This window comes from Parasaccharibacter sp. TMW 2.1884, assembly GCF_023337695.1.
Taxonomy (GTDB): domain Bacteria; phylum Pseudomonadota; class Alphaproteobacteria; order Acetobacterales; family Acetobacteraceae; genus Bombella; species Bombella apis.
Map to the genome: position 1 here is coordinate 13,388 of NZ_QORR01000001.1, position 15,635 is coordinate 29,022.

17 protein-coding genes are annotated in these 15,635 nt (G+C 59.8%); 5 read left to right on the forward strand and 12 right to left on the reverse strand.

Annotated features, from left to right (window positions below; genetic code table 11):
- From DTI93_RS00120 to DTI93_RS00135, 4 genes are read right to left on the reverse strand one after another with little or no spacing between them, the layout of a single operon-like run.
- Window positions 1-1,026, reverse strand: a complete 1,026-nt coding sequence (locus DTI93_RS00120; protein WP_052349250.1) for a hypothetical protein — start codon at window positions 1,024-1,026, stop codon at window positions 1-3.
- Between the two features lie 56 nt (window positions 1,027-1,082).
- On the reverse strand, window positions 1,083-1,583 hold the full coding sequence (locus tag DTI93_RS00125) for a hypothetical protein (RefSeq protein ID WP_081562629.1): 501 nt from the start codon (window positions 1,581-1,583) through the stop codon (window positions 1,083-1,085).
- 35 nt (window positions 1,584-1,618) lie between these two features.
- Complete coding sequence (locus DTI93_RS00130; RefSeq protein WP_052349251.1) at window positions 1,619-2,548, reverse strand: DUF2213 domain-containing protein; 930 nt, start codon at window positions 2,546-2,548, stop codon at window positions 1,619-1,621.
- On the reverse strand, window positions 2,545-3,981 hold the full coding sequence (locus DTI93_RS00135; RefSeq protein WP_154980962.1) for a DUF1073 domain-containing protein: 1,437 nt from the start codon (window positions 3,979-3,981) through the stop codon (window positions 2,545-2,547). The genes DTI93_RS00130 and DTI93_RS00135 overlap by 4 nt, the downstream gene beginning before the upstream one ends.
- 36 nt (window positions 3,982-4,017) lie before the next feature.
- Here DTI93_RS00135 and DTI93_RS09465 point away from each other — a divergent pair, with 36 nt between their 5' ends.
- Window positions 4,018-4,149, forward strand: a complete 132-nt coding sequence (locus tag DTI93_RS09465; protein WP_256462226.1) for a hypothetical protein — start codon at window positions 4,018-4,020, stop codon at window positions 4,147-4,149.
- A 12-nt stretch (window positions 4,150-4,161) separates the two neighbouring features.
- Here DTI93_RS09465 and DTI93_RS00140 read toward each other — a convergent pair whose 3' ends face one another.
- The 4 genes from DTI93_RS00140 to DTI93_RS00155 all read right to left on the reverse strand — a co-directional run bounded on the left by DTI93_RS00140 (window position 4,162) and on the right by DTI93_RS00155 (window position 7,204).
- Window positions 4,162-5,391: a PBSX family phage terminase large subunit gene (locus DTI93_RS00140; protein ID WP_249079263.1), complete on the reverse strand. Its 1,230-nt coding sequence runs from the start codon at window positions 5,389-5,391 to the stop codon at window positions 4,162-4,164.
- Between the two features lie 14 nt (window positions 5,392-5,405).
- On the reverse strand, window positions 5,406-5,873 hold the full coding sequence (locus tag DTI93_RS00145) for a hypothetical protein (protein WP_143539806.1): 468 nt from the start codon (window positions 5,871-5,873) through the stop codon (window positions 5,406-5,408).
- Complete coding sequence (locus DTI93_RS00150; RefSeq protein ID WP_086431794.1) at window positions 5,854-6,258, reverse strand: hypothetical protein; 405 nt, start codon at window positions 6,256-6,258, stop codon at window positions 5,854-5,856. The genes DTI93_RS00145 and DTI93_RS00150 overlap by 20 nt, the downstream gene beginning before the upstream one ends.
- A gap of 298 nt (window positions 6,259-6,556) precedes the next feature.
- Entirely contained in the window at window positions 6,557-7,204 is a 648-nt protein-coding gene (locus DTI93_RS00155; RefSeq protein WP_043561032.1) for a hypothetical protein, read from the reverse strand.
- A gap of 245 nt (window positions 7,205-7,449) precedes the next feature.
- Here DTI93_RS00155 and DTI93_RS00160 point away from each other — a divergent pair, with 245 nt between their 5' ends.
- From DTI93_RS00160 to DTI93_RS00170, 3 genes are all read left to right on the forward strand, one after another.
- Window positions 7,450-8,214, forward strand: a complete 765-nt coding sequence (locus DTI93_RS00160; protein WP_166651630.1) for a LexA family transcriptional regulator — start codon at window positions 7,450-7,452, stop codon at window positions 8,212-8,214.
- 95 nt (window positions 8,215-8,309) lie between these two features.
- A complete protein-coding gene (dinB, locus tag DTI93_RS00165; RefSeq protein ID WP_249079264.1) occupies window positions 8,310-9,362 on the forward strand; it encodes a DNA polymerase IV in 1,053 nt (350 codons plus the stop codon).
- A 116-nt stretch (window positions 9,363-9,478) separates the two neighbouring features.
- Complete coding sequence (locus DTI93_RS00170; protein ID WP_043561701.1) at window positions 9,479-10,315, forward strand: aldo/keto reductase; 837 nt, start codon at window positions 9,479-9,481, stop codon at window positions 10,313-10,315.
- A gap of 65 nt (window positions 10,316-10,380) precedes the next feature.
- On the opposite strand, the gene DTI93_RS00175 is transcribed toward DTI93_RS00170, so the two are convergent.
- Window positions 10,381-12,378: a type IIA DNA topoisomerase subunit B gene (locus DTI93_RS00175; RefSeq protein ID WP_408863021.1), complete on the reverse strand. Its 1,998-nt coding sequence runs from the start codon at window positions 12,376-12,378 to the stop codon at window positions 10,381-10,383.
- A gap of 41 nt (window positions 12,379-12,419) precedes the next feature.
- A complete protein-coding gene (locus tag DTI93_RS00180) occupies window positions 12,420-12,956 on the reverse strand; it encodes a hypothetical protein (RefSeq protein WP_081562618.1) in 537 nt (178 codons plus the stop codon).
- A gap of 261 nt (window positions 12,957-13,217) precedes the next feature.
- Between DTI93_RS00180 and DTI93_RS00185 the strand changes: the two genes are divergently transcribed.
- Entirely contained in the window at window positions 13,218-13,826 is a 609-nt protein-coding gene (locus DTI93_RS00185) for an Ig-like domain-containing protein (RefSeq protein WP_249079265.1), read from the forward strand.
- Between the two features lie 128 nt (window positions 13,827-13,954).
- On the opposite strand, the gene DTI93_RS00190 is transcribed toward DTI93_RS00185, so the two are convergent.
- Window positions 13,955-15,100, reverse strand: a complete 1,146-nt coding sequence (locus DTI93_RS00190; RefSeq protein ID WP_086441364.1) for an OmpA family protein — start codon at window positions 15,098-15,100, stop codon at window positions 13,955-13,957.
- A 171-nt stretch (window positions 15,101-15,271) separates the two neighbouring features.
- Window positions 15,272-15,625, reverse strand: a complete 354-nt coding sequence (locus DTI93_RS00195) for a DUF1491 family protein (protein WP_086431799.1) — start codon at window positions 15,623-15,625, stop codon at window positions 15,272-15,274.
- Between the last annotated feature and the right edge of the window lie 10 nt (window positions 15,626-15,635).

Consider the following 15,635-nt stretch of genomic DNA (forward strand, 5'->3'; position numbering starts at 1 on the left):
TCAGATTCCTGTCATGGTGACGCAGGCCACCGGGTAGAACCAGATGGTTCCCCATGTGCCCTGGGATTTTTTCTGGCGGATGTAGGAGCTGTAGCGTTCGACCGCATGGGCACGCAGCTTCTCGGTAAAGGCGGTGGTGACACTTTCCTGCCCGTCCACCTCCCGCAGGAAGAGCTGCATCTGCGTGACCTTGCTGAGACCACCAGACAGCGTACTGCCGGCTTCCGGCAGGGTCTCGATCTTCAGGTTGGGCAGGTTCTCCCGCAGCAGTTCACGAAGGGAGACACGGAACTGGTTCGTGTATAGCAGGCACTGCTGTCGCTCCGTCGGAATGACGAGGGTCAGGGGGCTTTCCAGCGTGACATTTCCGCCCATCTGTTCGGAAAGCTGCTGGAAGGCCTTGAGAATGTCGGCATAGACCTGCATCGGGTCGGTCATGCTCAGCCAGTCGCTGCTGCCCGTTGCCGCTCCGGAAGGAGCAATCTTCGGGGTGGGCTGGATGGCCGGTGGCAGGGCTGTGTCATTGAGGGCACCACGCAGCTGGAGACCTTCCATTCCGAAGAGGCTGATGCGGTTGCTCGTCTTGTTCAGGATGGAGATGGACGCCTCATTCTTGCGGGAGACCCAGTCCAGCCGTGCCGCCCCCATGCGTTCCGCCTCCCGTTCTCCCCAGCGGGTCCATGTCTGGAAATGGAAGGACTGCCTCTGCACCCAGTTGGCGTTGACGTCACTGTCCCCGGAGCTGTCATAGTCCCCGTAGGAAGCTGTCTGGCCGGAAAGTTCGACAAAGGGGAATTGTGCCGTGTCCGTCAGCCAGTCGCCTTTCTGGCCCTGGCCATAGATGGCCTCGGCCCGGATGGGTGTGATGAGAGCCTTGATGGTGCGAGGGTCGGCATAGGTGGAAAAGATGGACGGAATGCCGGAATTGGGAGCCGTCACGGCGCTGTCGAAGGCCATGGCGTGGTCAAGCACGCCATGAATGCCGAAGTCACGTTTCAGCATGGCGGAAGAAATGGAGTGGGGCATGGTGATACCTTGCTTGTGGTCGGGAGCGGAGAAGGGGCGGGCGGGTTGAAGAGGGGTCAGGCCGTCATGGGGTGCATGGGGCCGGAAATGATGATCGGTTCTCCCGCACTGCCGCCACGGGAGACCGTCCAGCCTGTGGCCACGGTTCCCTGCGGTGTGTTGCCTGCCGGGGCCGTCTGGAGGCTGCCGTCACCTGTGGAGGCATAGACGGCCTGTCCCGCCGTGGCGGCCGTGCTGGCCACGGCCCAGAAGTCTCCGCCCTCAGCAAGGCTGGCCATGAAGCCCTGCGGCAGGGTCATGGTGGCGGACTGGAGATACTGTGTCGTCAGCCCCTGCTGCGAACGGTAGAGGAAGCCCGCCGGGGTGGTGGTGCCGGTGTGGCTCAGGCTCACGCCGTCTTCATGACGCCAGACGAAACGGGCAATGGTCAGCCCGCCCTCTCTGGCGATGAATCCGCCTTCCGGGGCGATGGCCGTGCGGATGGGGTTGGCACTGGCCGGGGCTCCGGGAAAACCCTGCGGCCATGTGTAGGAGACAGTCTGCTGGAAATCGGACATGGATGTGCTTTCTGTAAATCTGGGCAGGGATGGGGTCAGTAACGGCGTGGGGCCGTATACCCGGTGGCGGTTTCATCAGCGGCAGGAGCGTGCGTGATGGGTGGAGTCATGGCCTCCAGACGGGTCTGGACGAGGGCATGAAGACCGGCCTGATTGATGGCGGCGAGACTGTCCGCTGCCATGCCGGACTGCCGGAGGGCATAGCGGTAGACGTCATCGGCACTTTCCATGCCATGAACCTCTCCGACCAGGGGGCGGACAAGGCGGCGTGCCTCCTCCGTGGCCTGGCGCAGGGCGCGGTCGGCGGAAAGGGCCTTCTGGATGGCCTCGTTCAGGGCAGATTCCGCCTCTTCATGGTGGGGTGCCTCGGCGGTGGGCGTGTCGTCTTTCCGTGTCATGGTGGTGGCTGCTTTCCCTGTGGCTGAAGAATCATGGACCAGCACGTCAGGGCCGGCCCGTCCTTTTGTTACGAGAGCAATATGGTTTCCCCGGATGTTGACCATGCGTCCGTCATAGGGCTGGCCCTCATGGGTGCCCGGTGTCATGTCCGCCTCATAGGCGTAGCCGCAGGACAGTTCCTTCTGGTCGCCGGACTGGATGCGGGTGATGGCAGGACCATCAAAGATGACCATGCCGACCGTCAGGTAAGGGCTTTCGAAGCGGGCATTGTCCATGGTGGAGCCGACCGTCAGTTCCCTTGGGTGGGCATCCGCACTGGTGGGGACGTGTTCCTCCAGAACAGGCAGGGAGTTGAAACTGTCTGCCGCCTTTTCCAGTTCTTTCGGGTCCCGCAGGAGGCGGTAGGACTGGTCCGGGTTCAGGCCCAGCCGGGCATGGTCGGGAATTTCCCGCCCCTGATAGAGGCAGATGTTGGCCTTGCTGATGGGGGTCCGTTCCACACGGAGGCGTCCGTTGTCATCAAAACTGCGGACGGACCCGGTGCGGTCATAGGCGAGAATGGTCATGAGGCCTCGGATGGCTGTGGTTGTGTGGTCTGCTGCCAGAGGGGCTTGAAGGTGATCTCCAGCGCAGGGTCGGTGTCTCCCCAGAGGTTGAGCTGGATCAGGGTGAGCAGGCGGCTCAGCACGGGCCGCATGTGGGCTTCCTGAAAGGCGGCGATCTCATCGTAGAACACCCTGATTTCTCCAGCGGAGGAGGCGTTCAGCCCGTTGGGGGTGATGCCGAAGAGCTTCACGAGCGGTATGCCGGGTATGGAGGCCATGGCTTCCATGGCCTGGGACTGGAGGTCGGCAAGCCCTGTCAGGGGTGTGGCCACGATGGATACATCCTCGTTCTGCCGGTCGGCCACGATGATGTCCTGTCCTTCGGAAATTTTCTGCATGAAGGAGGCCCGCCCCGTGATGGAGGCTGTCGGGTCGGCCTCGTCGCTGGTGCCGGTGGCCATCAGGCCGCCCATGTCGGTCTTCAGGACAAGCCTGGAGAAATTGGTCGTGATGTTGCTGATGCTGTTGCGGGTCCGCAGGAAGTTGTGGACATAGGGGCGCAGCTGCTGTGTCAGGCTCATCCCGCCGAAATTGAATGACGGTTTGAAGAGGTCGGATACGCCATAAGGCACCATGCTGATGAGCCTGTCCCGATGGACAAGGCTACCCTGCACCCACCAGTTGCGGGGCCGGTAATAGTCATCCTGCAGGGGAGAGTCGGCATTGTAGGCGTTGGGCGTGGTCCAGACCGGTTCGATGTTTTTCAGCCCGGCCAGAGTTCCCCTGCGGACCCCGTGGGGGGTGAGGGGCAGCGGGAGTGTCTGCCCATAGGTCGTGCGGGGCGTGTCAGCCATGTTGAGCCAGATATGGCCGATGCCGTAGAGCAGGCTGTCCAGAATCTGCTGGTGCAGAAGCTCGCGGACATTCAGCCGTTTCATCTCCACATCCAGCGCATGAAGGCGGGCTGCGGGATCCGACGGAAGAGCCGGAGAGGGATGGTCTGGGTTGTGCGTGCTGAGGCTGATCCATTCCCGTGTGGCTTCCCGTGCGATGACATCACAGGGTTTGCGGAACTCCGCCCGCTGGGCCATCTGGGCGAGGGTCGGATACCCCAGAAAACCAAGCCCGTCGGCCATCCATGATGGCTGGGCTGCCGTCTGTCCCATAGCCCAGCAGGCCATGTCCATCATGGCCGTGGGGGCAGAATCCATGCCGGGCTGGTCATGTCCTTCCGGCACGACGCCCGGTGGTGGCCGGTAGGGGGAGAATGGCGTGGCTGTCTCTCTGTCATCGGGTGTAGGGATGGTGTGGGAGGCCCGCCATAGGCGGGTCAGCCAGTGGGGACTTGTCTTCCCGGCCATACTGGTGTGACGTGGAGCGGCGGGTTCCTGCCGGGGGCGTGCGGTTGTTGTGGGCTGTTTTTCAAACAGACGGGTGAGAGAAAAACCGGGCATGGGCAAGGCCTATCTGTAACGGAAAGGAGACGTGTCATGAGATGGATCGACTGGAAGGCATCATCACAGCGTATTGCCGGACGGATGCTTCTGCTGGCCCTTCTGGGTGGGCTGATACTGGGGGGAGCCGTAGGGGGATGGCTGGTCTGGGCGCTGGGTCATCCGTGAGAGCCATGTCCATCAGGTAGGTGGTGCAAACCGTGAGAAATCCGGCAGGGGGGACTGGTTGGTGATGAGGCCATCCAGAGCGTAACGCAGGGCGTCGATGTAATGGTTGTTCGCATCTTCCACCTGCGGGAGGACATCGCCTGTCAGCGGGTCCGACCTGTAACGGTAGAGGCGGAACTCACGGACTGTCTGCTGGCAGCGGGGATGGATGCGGATGGACCGGAAGGAGCGCAGCCTCTCGATGCCATCCTGTACGCTTCCGGGCCATTTTCGGGCGGCACTGATGCGGAAATGATGGCGGGTGCGAAGGTAACTGATCGTTTCCGGCCGGGCACCGTCTGCCCGGATGGGCCAGTGGCGGATGCCCGGTATTCTGTCGAACAGGGCAGGCAGGTGGTCCAGTGGAATGTGGGTGCCGCCTGCCTCATGGTCGATATGGAGGATGTCCTCGTGAATGAAGCAGCGTATGACGGCTGTGGGGTCCCGTGAGAAGCCCCAGTCCACTCCAAAATGGAAGCGGCAGCTGCTGGGGGGCCGGAACTCTTCAACCGTGATGCGGTCGGGGAAGATGAGGGCTTCGTGATGCAGCTGATAGCCTCCCTCCCAGATATGCCCATAGTCCTGTGGTCGCAGATGTTGATCCCGTTTTCGTTCCTGATTCAGAACATTTGGGAACCACGGATTGTCTGACCAGTTCGCCCGGATCGTGATGAAGGAGGGGTCACCTTCCGTGGCAGGATCACGCATGAAGGCATCCACAGGGTCGGAGGGATGATTGGGATTCCAGCTGAACCAGAGTTCGGAACCGGGCTGGCGGATGGTCGGGCGCAGGAGTTTCAGGGACCTGGCCGAGAGGGACTGCGCTTCCTCCACCCAGGCGATGTTCATTCCTTCCAGGGATTTTATGGTTTCGGCATTGTGGGACTGCATCCCCTGGAAGAGGATGACACCGCCGCCGGGTGTACGGATTTCCCTGTCCAAAACTGTGAAGAGGTGGGACAGGTTCAGGCGTGCGATGGTGTCCCGGAGCAGCTGGTGAACGGAAACAGTCAGGGATTTCTGGATTTCCCGGATGCAGACCGCCCTCAACCCGGGGCGCAGTGTGGCCTGTTCGATCAGCATTCCGGCAAAGAAACAGGACTTCCCGGAACCTCGTCCTCCCCAGATGCCTTTATAGCGGGCAGGCTGTAGAAGGGGCGCAAAGGCCCGGGGTGTCATGATGGTGACCCGGTCTGTTGTCATGAGGCCCCTGCATTTTATTGCGGTGATGTGTCCGGTGGTGTTGTGCCCGGAGCAGCGGGATCAATGATGAGCCGCTGGATGGTGTGTACGGGGCCGCCATCATGCCCGGCATGTTCCATGGTCTGCCGGTCGCCATACCGCTTTGGGGCACGGCGGGCCATGATCCAGCGGAGCATGTCGAACCTCAGCTTGTGGAAATTGACCGTGGCCGCATCAGCTTTTTCTGGCATGGCCCTGATATGGGAGAGGATGGTGCTTTCCAGACTGTCGGCAGACAGTTCCCGTGCCCGGCGATAACGGGGCAGGAGGGCCGGATGTTTCTGGAGCCAACGATAGAAGCTGCGCAGGGTGGGGCGCTGTGCGCCGGAGCAGATGTCATGCAGGGGAGTGCCGAGCATGAGGTCTTCCATCATTTCATCAAAGAGTTTCTGCGAGAAGGAGACAGGCTTTTTGCGGGGCGTGTCATGAGACATGGGTTGCATGAAGGCGGTTGCGGGCATGTCTGCCAGAGAAGAAGGGCAGCCTGTCACTTTCCAGAGCGTTGACCTGCAGTTCCCGGTGTGTCCGGAGGCGGAGCTGGGTGAGGGTGAAGGCGGAGAGACTTGCAGGCTGGGGGGTGACGGCCTGACGCTGCTTGAGGAAGGGAATGGCCCTGACGACCGCATTTTGTTTCAGTCCCAGAATGAGTTCATCCCTCCATGTCAGAGGAATGTCGGCCCTGTGTGTCAGGGCTGGAGCTTCGTGGATCGGGCAGAGAACAAGACTGTTGCCCTCTTCGGCAAGAACGGTGCAGAGGCCGCGTCTGGTCAGAACGATGCGGCCGCGGCCGAGCGGCTGCCCGGCGGGGGAGGAAGGCATGTGAGCCATGGAAGAAAGTCCGTTTTAATGAATGCAGGTGCCGGGCATGGAAGCCGGATCATGCATGTCCGGCAGGATGGGCCTCGGTGGTGCAGTGGAGGTGGATCATGGCGCATGGGGTCGCACCGCCGGGAAGGGCGGTGGTTTGCGGAATCCATCCTGAAGGGAAAGAAAAGCTGTCTGTCTTGGAACAGCAGTCATGAAAAAAGCCGTACACCCCTCTGGGCGCACGGCTCGTGATGATGTCCTTTTTATAGGCTAAAGCGGGTAAGCTGTCAACAGGAAAAAAGCAATCCGGCTGCCATGGTCAGTTGCGGAGTTCCGCAGCCGTGATCTTCTGGGGTTTGTTCAGGATGATCTCGCCATGCCGGATGATCTTCTCAAGACCTTCAGGGGCCAGATGATAGCGTCTGGACAGGGTCATCATGTCGAGCCCTTTGCGATGTTCCCGGGCAATGGTGACAGCCTGTCTGGCTTTTTCGCGTCTCTGTCCCTGCCAGAAGGCGGCCAGCATTTCCAGTGTGGCGGCGCACTCTTCCGAAGCCTTTTTGCGGGCACTGTCCGGGTGCAGATCGGGATAGAGTTTGGAGCCGAGGGAAGAAAAGGACCAGCCGAGTCCCAGCATGTTCACGAGCAGCTGGTGTCGGGCCCGTCCCGCATGGCGGCGGAAGGCGTTCAGCCGCCCCCAGGCTTTGCCCTGCAATGCATTGAAGGTGAAGACATTCCCCGCCTGTGCGGGGGCGCCGCCATTTTTCATGATGTCGAGATAGCCGTGTTCGGCCAGCATCCAGTCCTTGACCCACTGTTCTGCTTCAGAAATGACATCAGCAGTCAGACGTGAGGAGAGGGCACCAAGAGTGTTGGCACGGCGGCGCCTGCGGCCGATGATTTCATAATCGGGCTTGCGGGTCCGCTCCCGTGTCGGGGTGGTCGTGATGTGCGTGATGCGAGACAAAGGAATTCTCCCGGAAAACTGCGTTATGGTCCGTAATGGGGCATGGCCCCATGACAATCAGGTCATATGGAGAGGATGAAAGCAGTGAGGGTATTTCTTCCTTGGCAGATTGAGTGTCGGAGAGCCTCCTGTAAGGAATTGCTCTGAGGATGCGGGGATATACCCTTAAATGTCAAGAAAAATTAACAGGACCTAGGGTGTCCCCTGTCTGGACATACGCAGGAAAGAGGGATAATCCCCGTACCATGTCTATTGAATCGTTGTTGTCGCATCTGGATTCCCTTCTGGCGGCCCAGGGATTGTCCGACAGGCGGGCCTGTCTGAAAGCCCGTGAGATCAATCCTGCTGTTGGTGTGGATTTTTTGCGGGACATGCGTCGGCGCAAACATCTCCCCCGTACGGACAAACTGGCAGCCCTGGCCCAGGTGCTGGGTGTGCCGGTTGGTCCTCTGGTAGCAGAGATCAGCAGGTCTGAAGAGCAGAAGACAGTCGAACAGCCAGCGCCGTCTCCTAATCTGCCTGTTTCGCAGGTGCAGGTCTGTGGTGAGGTGCAGGCCGGGGTCTGGAAGGAGGCACATGAATGGCCTCTTCCAGACCAGTATGCGATCACCATTCCTTACGATGCAGCCTATCCCGGTCTGAAGCGATACGGGTTGATGGTGAAGGGGCAGTCTATGAACCGTGTGTTTCAGGATGGTTCGGTGGTTATCGTCATCAATTTTTCCGAGCTGGGACGCCGGCCCCGTAATGGGGATTATGTGGTCGCCATGCAACGTTCCAGAGTGTCGGATGGTTTCGAGGCCACCATAAAGGCGGTTCAGGTCAAGGAAAGCGGGCAGATGGTTCTCTGGCCCCAGAGTACCGAGCCGGAGTTTCAGTCACCGATCATCCTGCCTGCACCGGGTGATACGGTCTGCCACAGCGCTGCTGAGAGCCCGGATGTAACCATCCTTGCGCTGGTTGTCGGCAGTTATGTGCCGATGCCAACGGCATCTTTTCAGGGATCGTGAGAGGGGCTGAGGCAGGCATGTCCCATCCGGCGGGGTTGGAAAGGGTGAAAGAGGGTAGGGCTGATGACGCTGCGAGGCGGATCCTGCATGTGGACATGGATGCGTTTTATGCTTCCATCGAGCAGCGGGACAATCCGGCTTTACGTGGCAGGCCAGTGGCTGTGGGGCGTGGGTCGGGTAGAGGTGTCGTGGCCGCTGCCAGTTATGAGGCCCGTGTCTTTGGTGTACGTTCCGCTTTGCCCTCGCACATGGCACTGGAACGTTGCCCGGAGCTGATCTTCGTTCCTCCCCGTTTTGACGTCTATCGTGCTGTCTCGGCTCAGATTCATGCCATTTTCCGGCATTATACGGCGCTCATACAGCCGCTGGCGCTGGATGAGGCCTATCTGGATGTTACGGAACAGTGGCCTCCTTATGGATCTGCTACAGCCGTTGCTGAAGCCATCCGGCGGGATATTCGGCAGCAGACAGGGCTGACGGCCTCAGCGGGGGTATCGTATAACCGTTTTCTGGCCAAACTGGCTTCGGGGCAGCGAAAGCCCGACGGGCTTTTTGTGATTTCCCCCCGGCAGGGCGCTGCTTTCGTGGCGGATCTGCCTGTGGAGAAATTCCATGGTGTGGGGCCGGCGACCACGCGGCGGATGCATGGTCTGGGAATCCACACGGGAGCGGACCTCAGAAAATGGACAGTACCGGAGTTGAGGCAGCATTTTGGCAGTTCAGCCCAGTTCTATCATGATATCGCCAGAGGTCAGGATCATCGCCCGGTAGAGGCCAACCGGCCCAGGAAGTCATTGGGAACGGAGACAACCTTTCCGCATGACGTGGCTGAATGGGACAGGCTGGCAGCGACGTTGAAAGCGATTGTCAGCAAACTGGCTGCTGGCTGTGCGCAGAAGCGCCTTGCCGGACGGACCGTTACGCTCAAGTTGCGCTATGCTGGATTTCATACGGTAACCCGGGCTCGCTCAATGGCTTTCCCTGCCGCCGATGAGTGCGTATTGCTGCCAGTGGCTTTGGAAATTCTGCGCAGTTTCTTCCCGCTGGACCGGCCAGTGCGACTGCTGGGACTGACCATTTCCTCGCTGGTGTCGTATGAGGACCGTTCCCTGCCGGTACAGATGGGTCTGTTTGAGCAGACTGTCTGATTTCCCGGGAGTGCATGGAGAATGGCTTGCCTGATCTTTCGGGAAGAGCGAGGATGAATGAACCGGCGGCACTGGCTGGTGGTCAGTACCGTGTCGCCCAGAATCAGGGAGGGAACATGAGTGATTTTCCCAAGGATGCTGCATCCTGTGTACAGCTGAATGATGGTCATGCCATGCCGTGGATCGGGCTTGGTGTCTGGGAAACACCGCCTGATGAAACAGCTGATGTTGTCAGAACAGCCATAGAGCTGGGCTACAGGGCCGTGGATACGGCCCGGCTGTATCGTAATGAGGCGGGAGTTGGTGAGGGGCTGAAAGGGCACCCCGCCATGTTTGTCACAACCAAGGTCTGGAATGACGAGCAGGGTTATGATTCGACCCTGAAAGCTTTTGATGAGAGTGCCCGTCTGCTGCAGCGTGATGTGGTGGATCTCTACCTCATTCATTGGGCAATGCCGCAGCAGGGACTGTATGTGGAGACGTGGAAGGCTCTGATCGATCTGCAGAAACAGGGGCGTGTCCGGTCTATCGGCGTGTCCAATTTTGAGAAAGATCACCTCCAGCGAATCATGGATGAGACAGGTGTTGTGCCTGCCGTCAATCAGATCGAGATTCATCCTTTCTTCCAGCAGGAGGAGTTGCGGGCTTTTCATAAAAGCGTGGGAATTCAGACCGAAGCGTGGCGTCCTCTGGGCAAGGGGACTGTACTGAACAACGAGCTGATTGGTGATATTGCCAGACGCCACGGCAAAAGCCCGGCACAGGTGATTCTGCGCTGGCACCTCCAGAATGGGGTGATCGTGATTCCCAAATCAGTTCATCGGGAGCGCATGGCAGAGAATCTGGACCTGTTCGATTTTGTCCTGCCCGAGCAGGAGATGGCGGCGATCGCCACGCTCCATAGGGCGGATGGCCGCATGGGAGAGAATCCGGCGAATCCGGTATTCGGCTGACATGGAAAAGGCGCATCCTGTTTGTGGGATGCGCCTCTTCCTGTTTCCGGGGATGCTCGGGCGTGTCAGATATCGAGAAGATTGACCGACTGGGCCTGCTCCTGAATGAACTGGAAGCGCAGTTCAGGCTTGCGGCCCATGAGGCTCTCGATCCGTCTGCGGGTCATCAGGTTGTCTTCTGTCGGGACGGTTACACGCAGGAGTGTGCGGCGTGCAGGGGACATGGTGGTTTCCTTGAGGTCGGAAACCGGCATTTCCCCCAGCCCTTTGAAGCGTGAAATTTCAACTTTGGCATTGGGCTTGAAGTCCGTCTTCAACCTGCGGTCACGGTCGAGGTCGTTCATGGCGTAGACGGTCTTGCTGCCATGAGTGAGCCGGTAGAGTGGTGGCTGCGCCAGGTAGAGGTGCCCCTGCCGGACGAGGTCCGGCATCTCCCGGAAGAAGAAGGTCATCAGCAGGGAGGCGATATGGGCGCCATCCACGTCAGCATCTGTCATGATGATGATGCGGCCATAGCGCAGTTTTTCAAGGTCGAGAGTCTTGCCAAAGCCACAGCCAAGTGCCTCGATCAGGTCTTTCAGCTCCGTATTGGCCAGCAGTTTTTCCTGTGTGGCAGAGGCGACATTGAGTATCTTGCCCCGCAGGGGCAGAACGGCCTGTGTTTCCCTGTCACGGGCCTGACGGGCAGACCCCCCGGCTGATTCGCCTTCCACGAGAAAGATTTCCGTCTCATGGGCATTGCTGCGGGAGCAGTCTGTCAGCTTGCCGGGCAGACGCAGGCGCTTTGTCGCCGTTTTGCGGGTTGTTTCACGGGCTTCACGGCGGCGCAGGCGTTCTTCTGCCCGTTCGACCATATAGCCGACCAGACTGTCAGCCTGCTGGGGATTGCCCCCCAGCCAGTGGTCGATCCGGTCCCGCAGGGCACCTTCCACGAGGCGGCTGGCCTCCTGTGTGGTCAGTCTGTCTTTTGTCTGTCCCTGGAATTGTGGGTTGCGGATGAAAACGGACAGACGGGCATTGATGGTGCCCAGCACATCTTCCGCCGTGATGGTGCTGGAACGGCGAATCTTGCGCTGGTCCCCCCAGTTGCGGAAGCCTTTGACGAGTGCCGCTCGCAGGCCGTTCTCATGGGTGCCACCCTGCGGTGTGGGAATGGTGTTGCAGTAGGAAATGAGAGCGCTGTTTCCCTGGTCGAGAAAGGCAACAGCCCACTCGACACGCCCACCGGGTTGGCCATCGGCAGCCACAGGCAGCTCAGCCTCACCAGCCCAGAGGGGGGTAAGCAGGGCAGGTGAGGGACCAAGATCAGCCGTCAGGGCATCTTCCAGACCATTTGGATAGGCGATGATAGCTTCGGCTGGTGGAGCATTGTCCCCTTTCAGAAGTTCCGGGGCACAGGACCATGTGATGCTGACCCCCCGGAACAGCGCTGCCTTGATCTGGCACTGGCGGTACAGGCGGGCCGGGGAGAAATGCAGGGGGCCGAAAATGTCACTGTCCGGGGTGAAACGCACCATCGTGCCACGCCGGATGGCAGGTTTTGTGCTTTCCAGCGTACTGGTTGGCAGACCACGGGAGAAAGTCTGTCGCCATCCCTTGCGGTTGCGGTAGACCTCGACTTCCAGATGGGAGGCCAGTGCGTTGACGACAGAGCTGCCCACACCATGCAGACCGCCTGATGTGGCATAGGATTTGCCAGAGAATTTCCCCCCCGCATGGAGCGTGGTGAAAATGACCTCAAGGGCTGATTTTTTCGGGAAGCGGGGATGGGGGTCAGTCGGAATCCCACGGCCATTGTCACGGACCATCAGGGTGTGGGCGTCTTCCAGACAGACCTCAATGGTCGTGGCATGACCCGCCACGGCTTCATCCATGGCGTTGTCAATGATTTCGGAAGCAAGATGGTGGTAGGCCGCATCGTCCGTACCCCCGATATACATGCCAGGGCGACGGCGTACCGGCTCCAGCCCTTCAAGGACCTCAATGGCCCCGGCATCATACTGTTCAGCTGGCTGTACATGGGAGGGGGCAGGTGTGGAACCCTGCTCGAACATATCGGCCATCCTGTGATCCTGTCTGTCGGGGCGTGGGGAGGGGCGGGAGGTCAGCCCCGGCGCCTGCGGCGGCTCGTGGCCCGGTGGGGAGGCTGGGGTGCCGTGCAGCTTTCGTAGGAAGAAGGCTGAACAATATCCTTGGCCTCGGCATAATGGGCGAGGTCGCTGTTCGAATCGTCCAGCGCCTCGATCTCGTCATACATCGGCACACGTTGGGCACAGAAGGCCGTACCGGACTTCAGCCCCCCCAAGGACTGCACATCCGCCAGCTGGGTGATGTAATCATCATGTTTTTTCTGCGCCTGGCGGCCAAATGTCCGGTGGAAATAGGAATCCAGCCGTCTTTCCGATTCTGTCAGGATGGGGCGGAAGCGTGTGATGAACTGGTTGTAACGGTCCTGCGTCTGGCAGGAGAGAGCCGTCACCATGAGTTCCGATTTCAGACCAGCCAGATTGAAGGCTGAATGGTCTTCTGCCGAAGAGTGGCAGGCTGCTGCCCATGAGGCAGGGGCAATGGCAAAAAAAGCCGCAGTGGCAAGGGCCAGTCCAGTCCTGGAGAAGGACAGGCCGTAGGACAGAAGAGACATATGAAAACTCCCGCTGACAGGTTCTCTGCCTATATCATGGTCATTTGGGAAAGTCTGCCCTGAGACGGGCAATTCTTTGGTGGATATGGCCGTGTAATGATGAAGGAAACGTTAAACATAACTGACAGAGAAAGAAATATGGAAGACCTCATTCTCATGATGGTGCTGAAAGCGTATCGTGCGTTCTGAAAACTGGCGGATTGCGGGCAGGGGCCTGGATGCGCCTTTTTTATCTGTTTTTAGTTTTCTCTGGAGTGGACTGTGCAGCAGAGCAGTTTTCTAGTGCGGGCAGGGGTTGTCGGTGCAACTCTTCTGGCCCTTGGCGGGTGTGTCGGCCAGCAGTCAAGGGGGCCGAGTGGCATCGAGATTCCTCCCAATCCTTTTGCCAACGAGAAGCGGGCTGCTCATTGTGAGGTATCGCCTGTGCAGACAGACGCCACGGGCCGCATGAGTGTGAGCATGACGGTCAGCGCTGGTGATGGCGGTACCTGCCCGTTTTCTGTCAGCAAAGGGGGTGGAGGCAGTTACGTGTCTTTTGGTGTGGTTCCTCCGCCGGAGAATGGCAGGGCCTTTCTGTACAATTATGATAACCGCACATATGTGGAATACACCCCTGCGGCGGATTACAAGGGGGCTGACAGCTTCACCGTGGAGCTGATTCCTGCCCATGCACAGCCACGCCGTCAGCTTCAGGTCCGTGTGCAGGTCGAGCCGGCTGTCGTTGCAGCTGCCCCTGCCCCCTCTGAGGAACCGGGCAAGAAGGTGGCCGAATCAGCTGAGAAAAAGACGCCTCAGGCTGTCCATCATGCGACCTCCCGAACGGTGCACCATGCCGTCAGCAGGCACGCTCCGGCAGCCAAGACGAAGTAACAGGGCGTAGAGACCTGTCAGAAAAAACGGGCCGGACACACTGAATACGTGTCCGGCCCGTTTTTTGAGAGGGCACATCAGGATGTCTGACCGGCAGGCGAAGGCCGGTCAGACTCTGAAGTACCTGTTTACTGGAAGTCGATTTCCACCCGACGGTTCTGCGGTTCTGCCGTACCGGGGCGGGTGGAGACCAGTGGCTTCGAATCACCAAAACCATGAACCTCGATGACGCCAGCCGGTACGCCATCGCGGATCAGCTCTGCCTTGATGGTCTGCGCGCGGCGGAGAGACAGGGCCATGTTGTAGGCCTCAGCCTTCCGGCTGCCAGGATGGACAGCCGAAGAATCGGCATGGCCATTGACCTGGATCCGGGTGAACTGGGCTGATGTGGAGTTGCGGGCAGCTGTTTCCACGATGGCCCGCGCCCGGTCGGACAGATTGGCACGATCCCAGTCGAAGAACACCAGATAGGTGCGGACGGGGGCAGGTGCCGGGGTGGAGAGGGTGGGGGCCTGTGTCGGTGGCGGCGGAGCCGGGTTGAACTCATAGCGCAGCCCGAGCATCAGGGAATGGTTGAAATCTGTCCGGCTGCCACGCTTGCCGCTGACGGGTCCACTGTCGGGGGCAGCGATGTTGTAGGATGCTGTCGTGAAGTGCCTGTGGCGGCCCGTGATGGTGTAGAAGCGATATTCCATTGTGGTGGAAAGGCCAACAACCCATGGCACGGGCAGTGAAACACCAAAGATGCCCTGATAGGCAAAGCCGCCTGCGCTGTCACGGGTCCGCTGCCTGTAGCCCCTGTCTGCGCCTGTCCCCTGGATTCTGGTGTTCGTGAACTGGCTTCCATAACCGATACCAGCCCCGAAATAGGGGTAGATCCAGTTCTGGCCGATATCCATGTCAAACAGGGCATTGGCCATGCCCCCGTATTTCTGCTGGTGACCATGGGCTGTGCTGCTGAAGCCGGGGGAATGGAACCGGGAAAGGCGGTTGTTGCGGTAGTTGCCCTCCACTTCCACACGGAAACCGTTCCCCAGTCCCCAGCCGATGCTGCCCAGCCCGGTGATGCCTGTCGCAAAGTCGTCCCGACCATGCGCAAAGAGCTTCGTGTGGGGATTGACGGTCTGGGACTGGTTGAAGCTCGCCCCCGCTGCCCCGCCGACATAGAGGCCACGGACAGGCTGTGCCCGGGCCGCACCAAACGCCATGACTGACAGGCAGGCGGCACAGGCGCTGCGGGCCAGCAGTGATGTAATGGAGGGGCGTGCGGTCATGTAATTACTCTCCAGCCAGACAGGTGGCTACCCTTTTCACTGAAAGTGACAGTAAACGCAATGGATTGCCGGGACATACCTGTGCCGTTTGCGTCTGAATCGGGAAAAGATGTGTCCTATGTGTTACAGGTGGATGAGGCGTCGGTCGGCCCCCGGGGAACATGGGGCTGGTCAGTCTTCATGGCTGAAGCGGCGTGTGGTGATGTCATGTTCCAGCGGGTGGGTGCTGTCTAGGACATCAACCTCCATGATCCAGAGGTCAGGGTCGTACCGTTTCTGCCGTTCCAGATAGGCATTGGCCTGCATCATGGCACTTTCCGTGTCGCTGTCCTCAAAGGTCTGGCGCAGCCATGTCGCACCCTGTTCCCGTAATATGGCGATGCGTCCATCCCGGCCATTCAGCATGATGAAGACACTGCCAGCATCTTCGTCACCTTTACGGACCAGAGCGGCCATCAGGCCATTCTGGTTGAGGTGCCTGAGGGTGGCACGGACCCAGAATCCGGTTTTCAGGCCATGGAACATGAGTCCGGTC

Coding starts and splice junctions, on each gene's coding strand:
- DTI93_RS00120 (WP_052349250.1), bottom strand. CDS start 1,026: ATGCCCCACTCCATTTCTTCCGCCATGCTGAAACGTGACTTCGGCATT.
- DTI93_RS00125 (WP_081562629.1), bottom strand. CDS start 1,583: ATGTCCGATTTCCAGCAGACTGTCTCCTACACATGGCCGCAGGGTTTT.
- DTI93_RS00130 (WP_052349251.1), bottom strand. CDS start 2,548: ATGACCATTCTCGCCTATGACCGCACCGGGTCCGTCCGCAGTTTTGAT.
- DTI93_RS00135 (WP_154980962.1), bottom strand. CDS start 3,981: ATGCCCGGTTTTTCTCTCACCCGTCTGTTTGAAAAACAGCCCACAACA.
- DTI93_RS09465 (WP_256462226.1), top strand. CDS start 4,018: ATGAGATGGATCGACTGGAAGGCATCATCACAGCGTATTGCCGGACGG.
- DTI93_RS00140 (WP_249079263.1), bottom strand. CDS start 5,391: ATGACAACAGACCGGGTCACCATCATGACACCCCGGGCCTTTGCGCCC.
- DTI93_RS00145 (WP_143539806.1), bottom strand. CDS start 5,873: ATGCAACCCATGTCTCATGACACGCCCCGCAAAAAGCCTGTCTCCTTC.
- DTI93_RS00150 (WP_086431794.1), bottom strand. CDS start 6,258: ATGGCTCACATGCCTTCCTCCCCCGCCGGGCAGCCGCTCGGCCGCGGC.
- DTI93_RS00160 (WP_166651630.1), top strand. CDS start 7,450: ATGTCTATTGAATCGTTGTTGTCGCATCTGGATTCCCTTCTGGCGGCC.
- dinB (WP_249079264.1), top strand. CDS start 8,310: ATGGATGCGTTTTATGCTTCCATCGAGCAGCGGGACAATCCGGCTTTA.
- DTI93_RS00170 (WP_043561701.1), top strand. CDS start 9,479: ATGAGTGATTTTCCCAAGGATGCTGCATCCTGTGTACAGCTGAATGAT.
- DTI93_RS00175 (WP_408863021.1), bottom strand. CDS start 12,378: ATGGCCGATATGTTCGAGCAGGGTTCCACACCTGCCCCCTCCCATGTA.
- DTI93_RS00180 (WP_081562618.1), bottom strand. CDS start 12,956: ATGTCTCTTCTGTCCTACGGCCTGTCCTTCTCCAGGACTGGACTGGCC.
- DTI93_RS00190 (WP_086441364.1), bottom strand. CDS start 15,100: ATGACCGCACGCCCCTCCATTACATCACTGCTGGCCCGCAGCGCCTGT.
- DTI93_RS00195 (WP_086431799.1), bottom strand. CDS start 15,625: ATGTTCCATGGCCTGAAAACCGGATTCTGGGTCCGTGCCACCCTCAGG.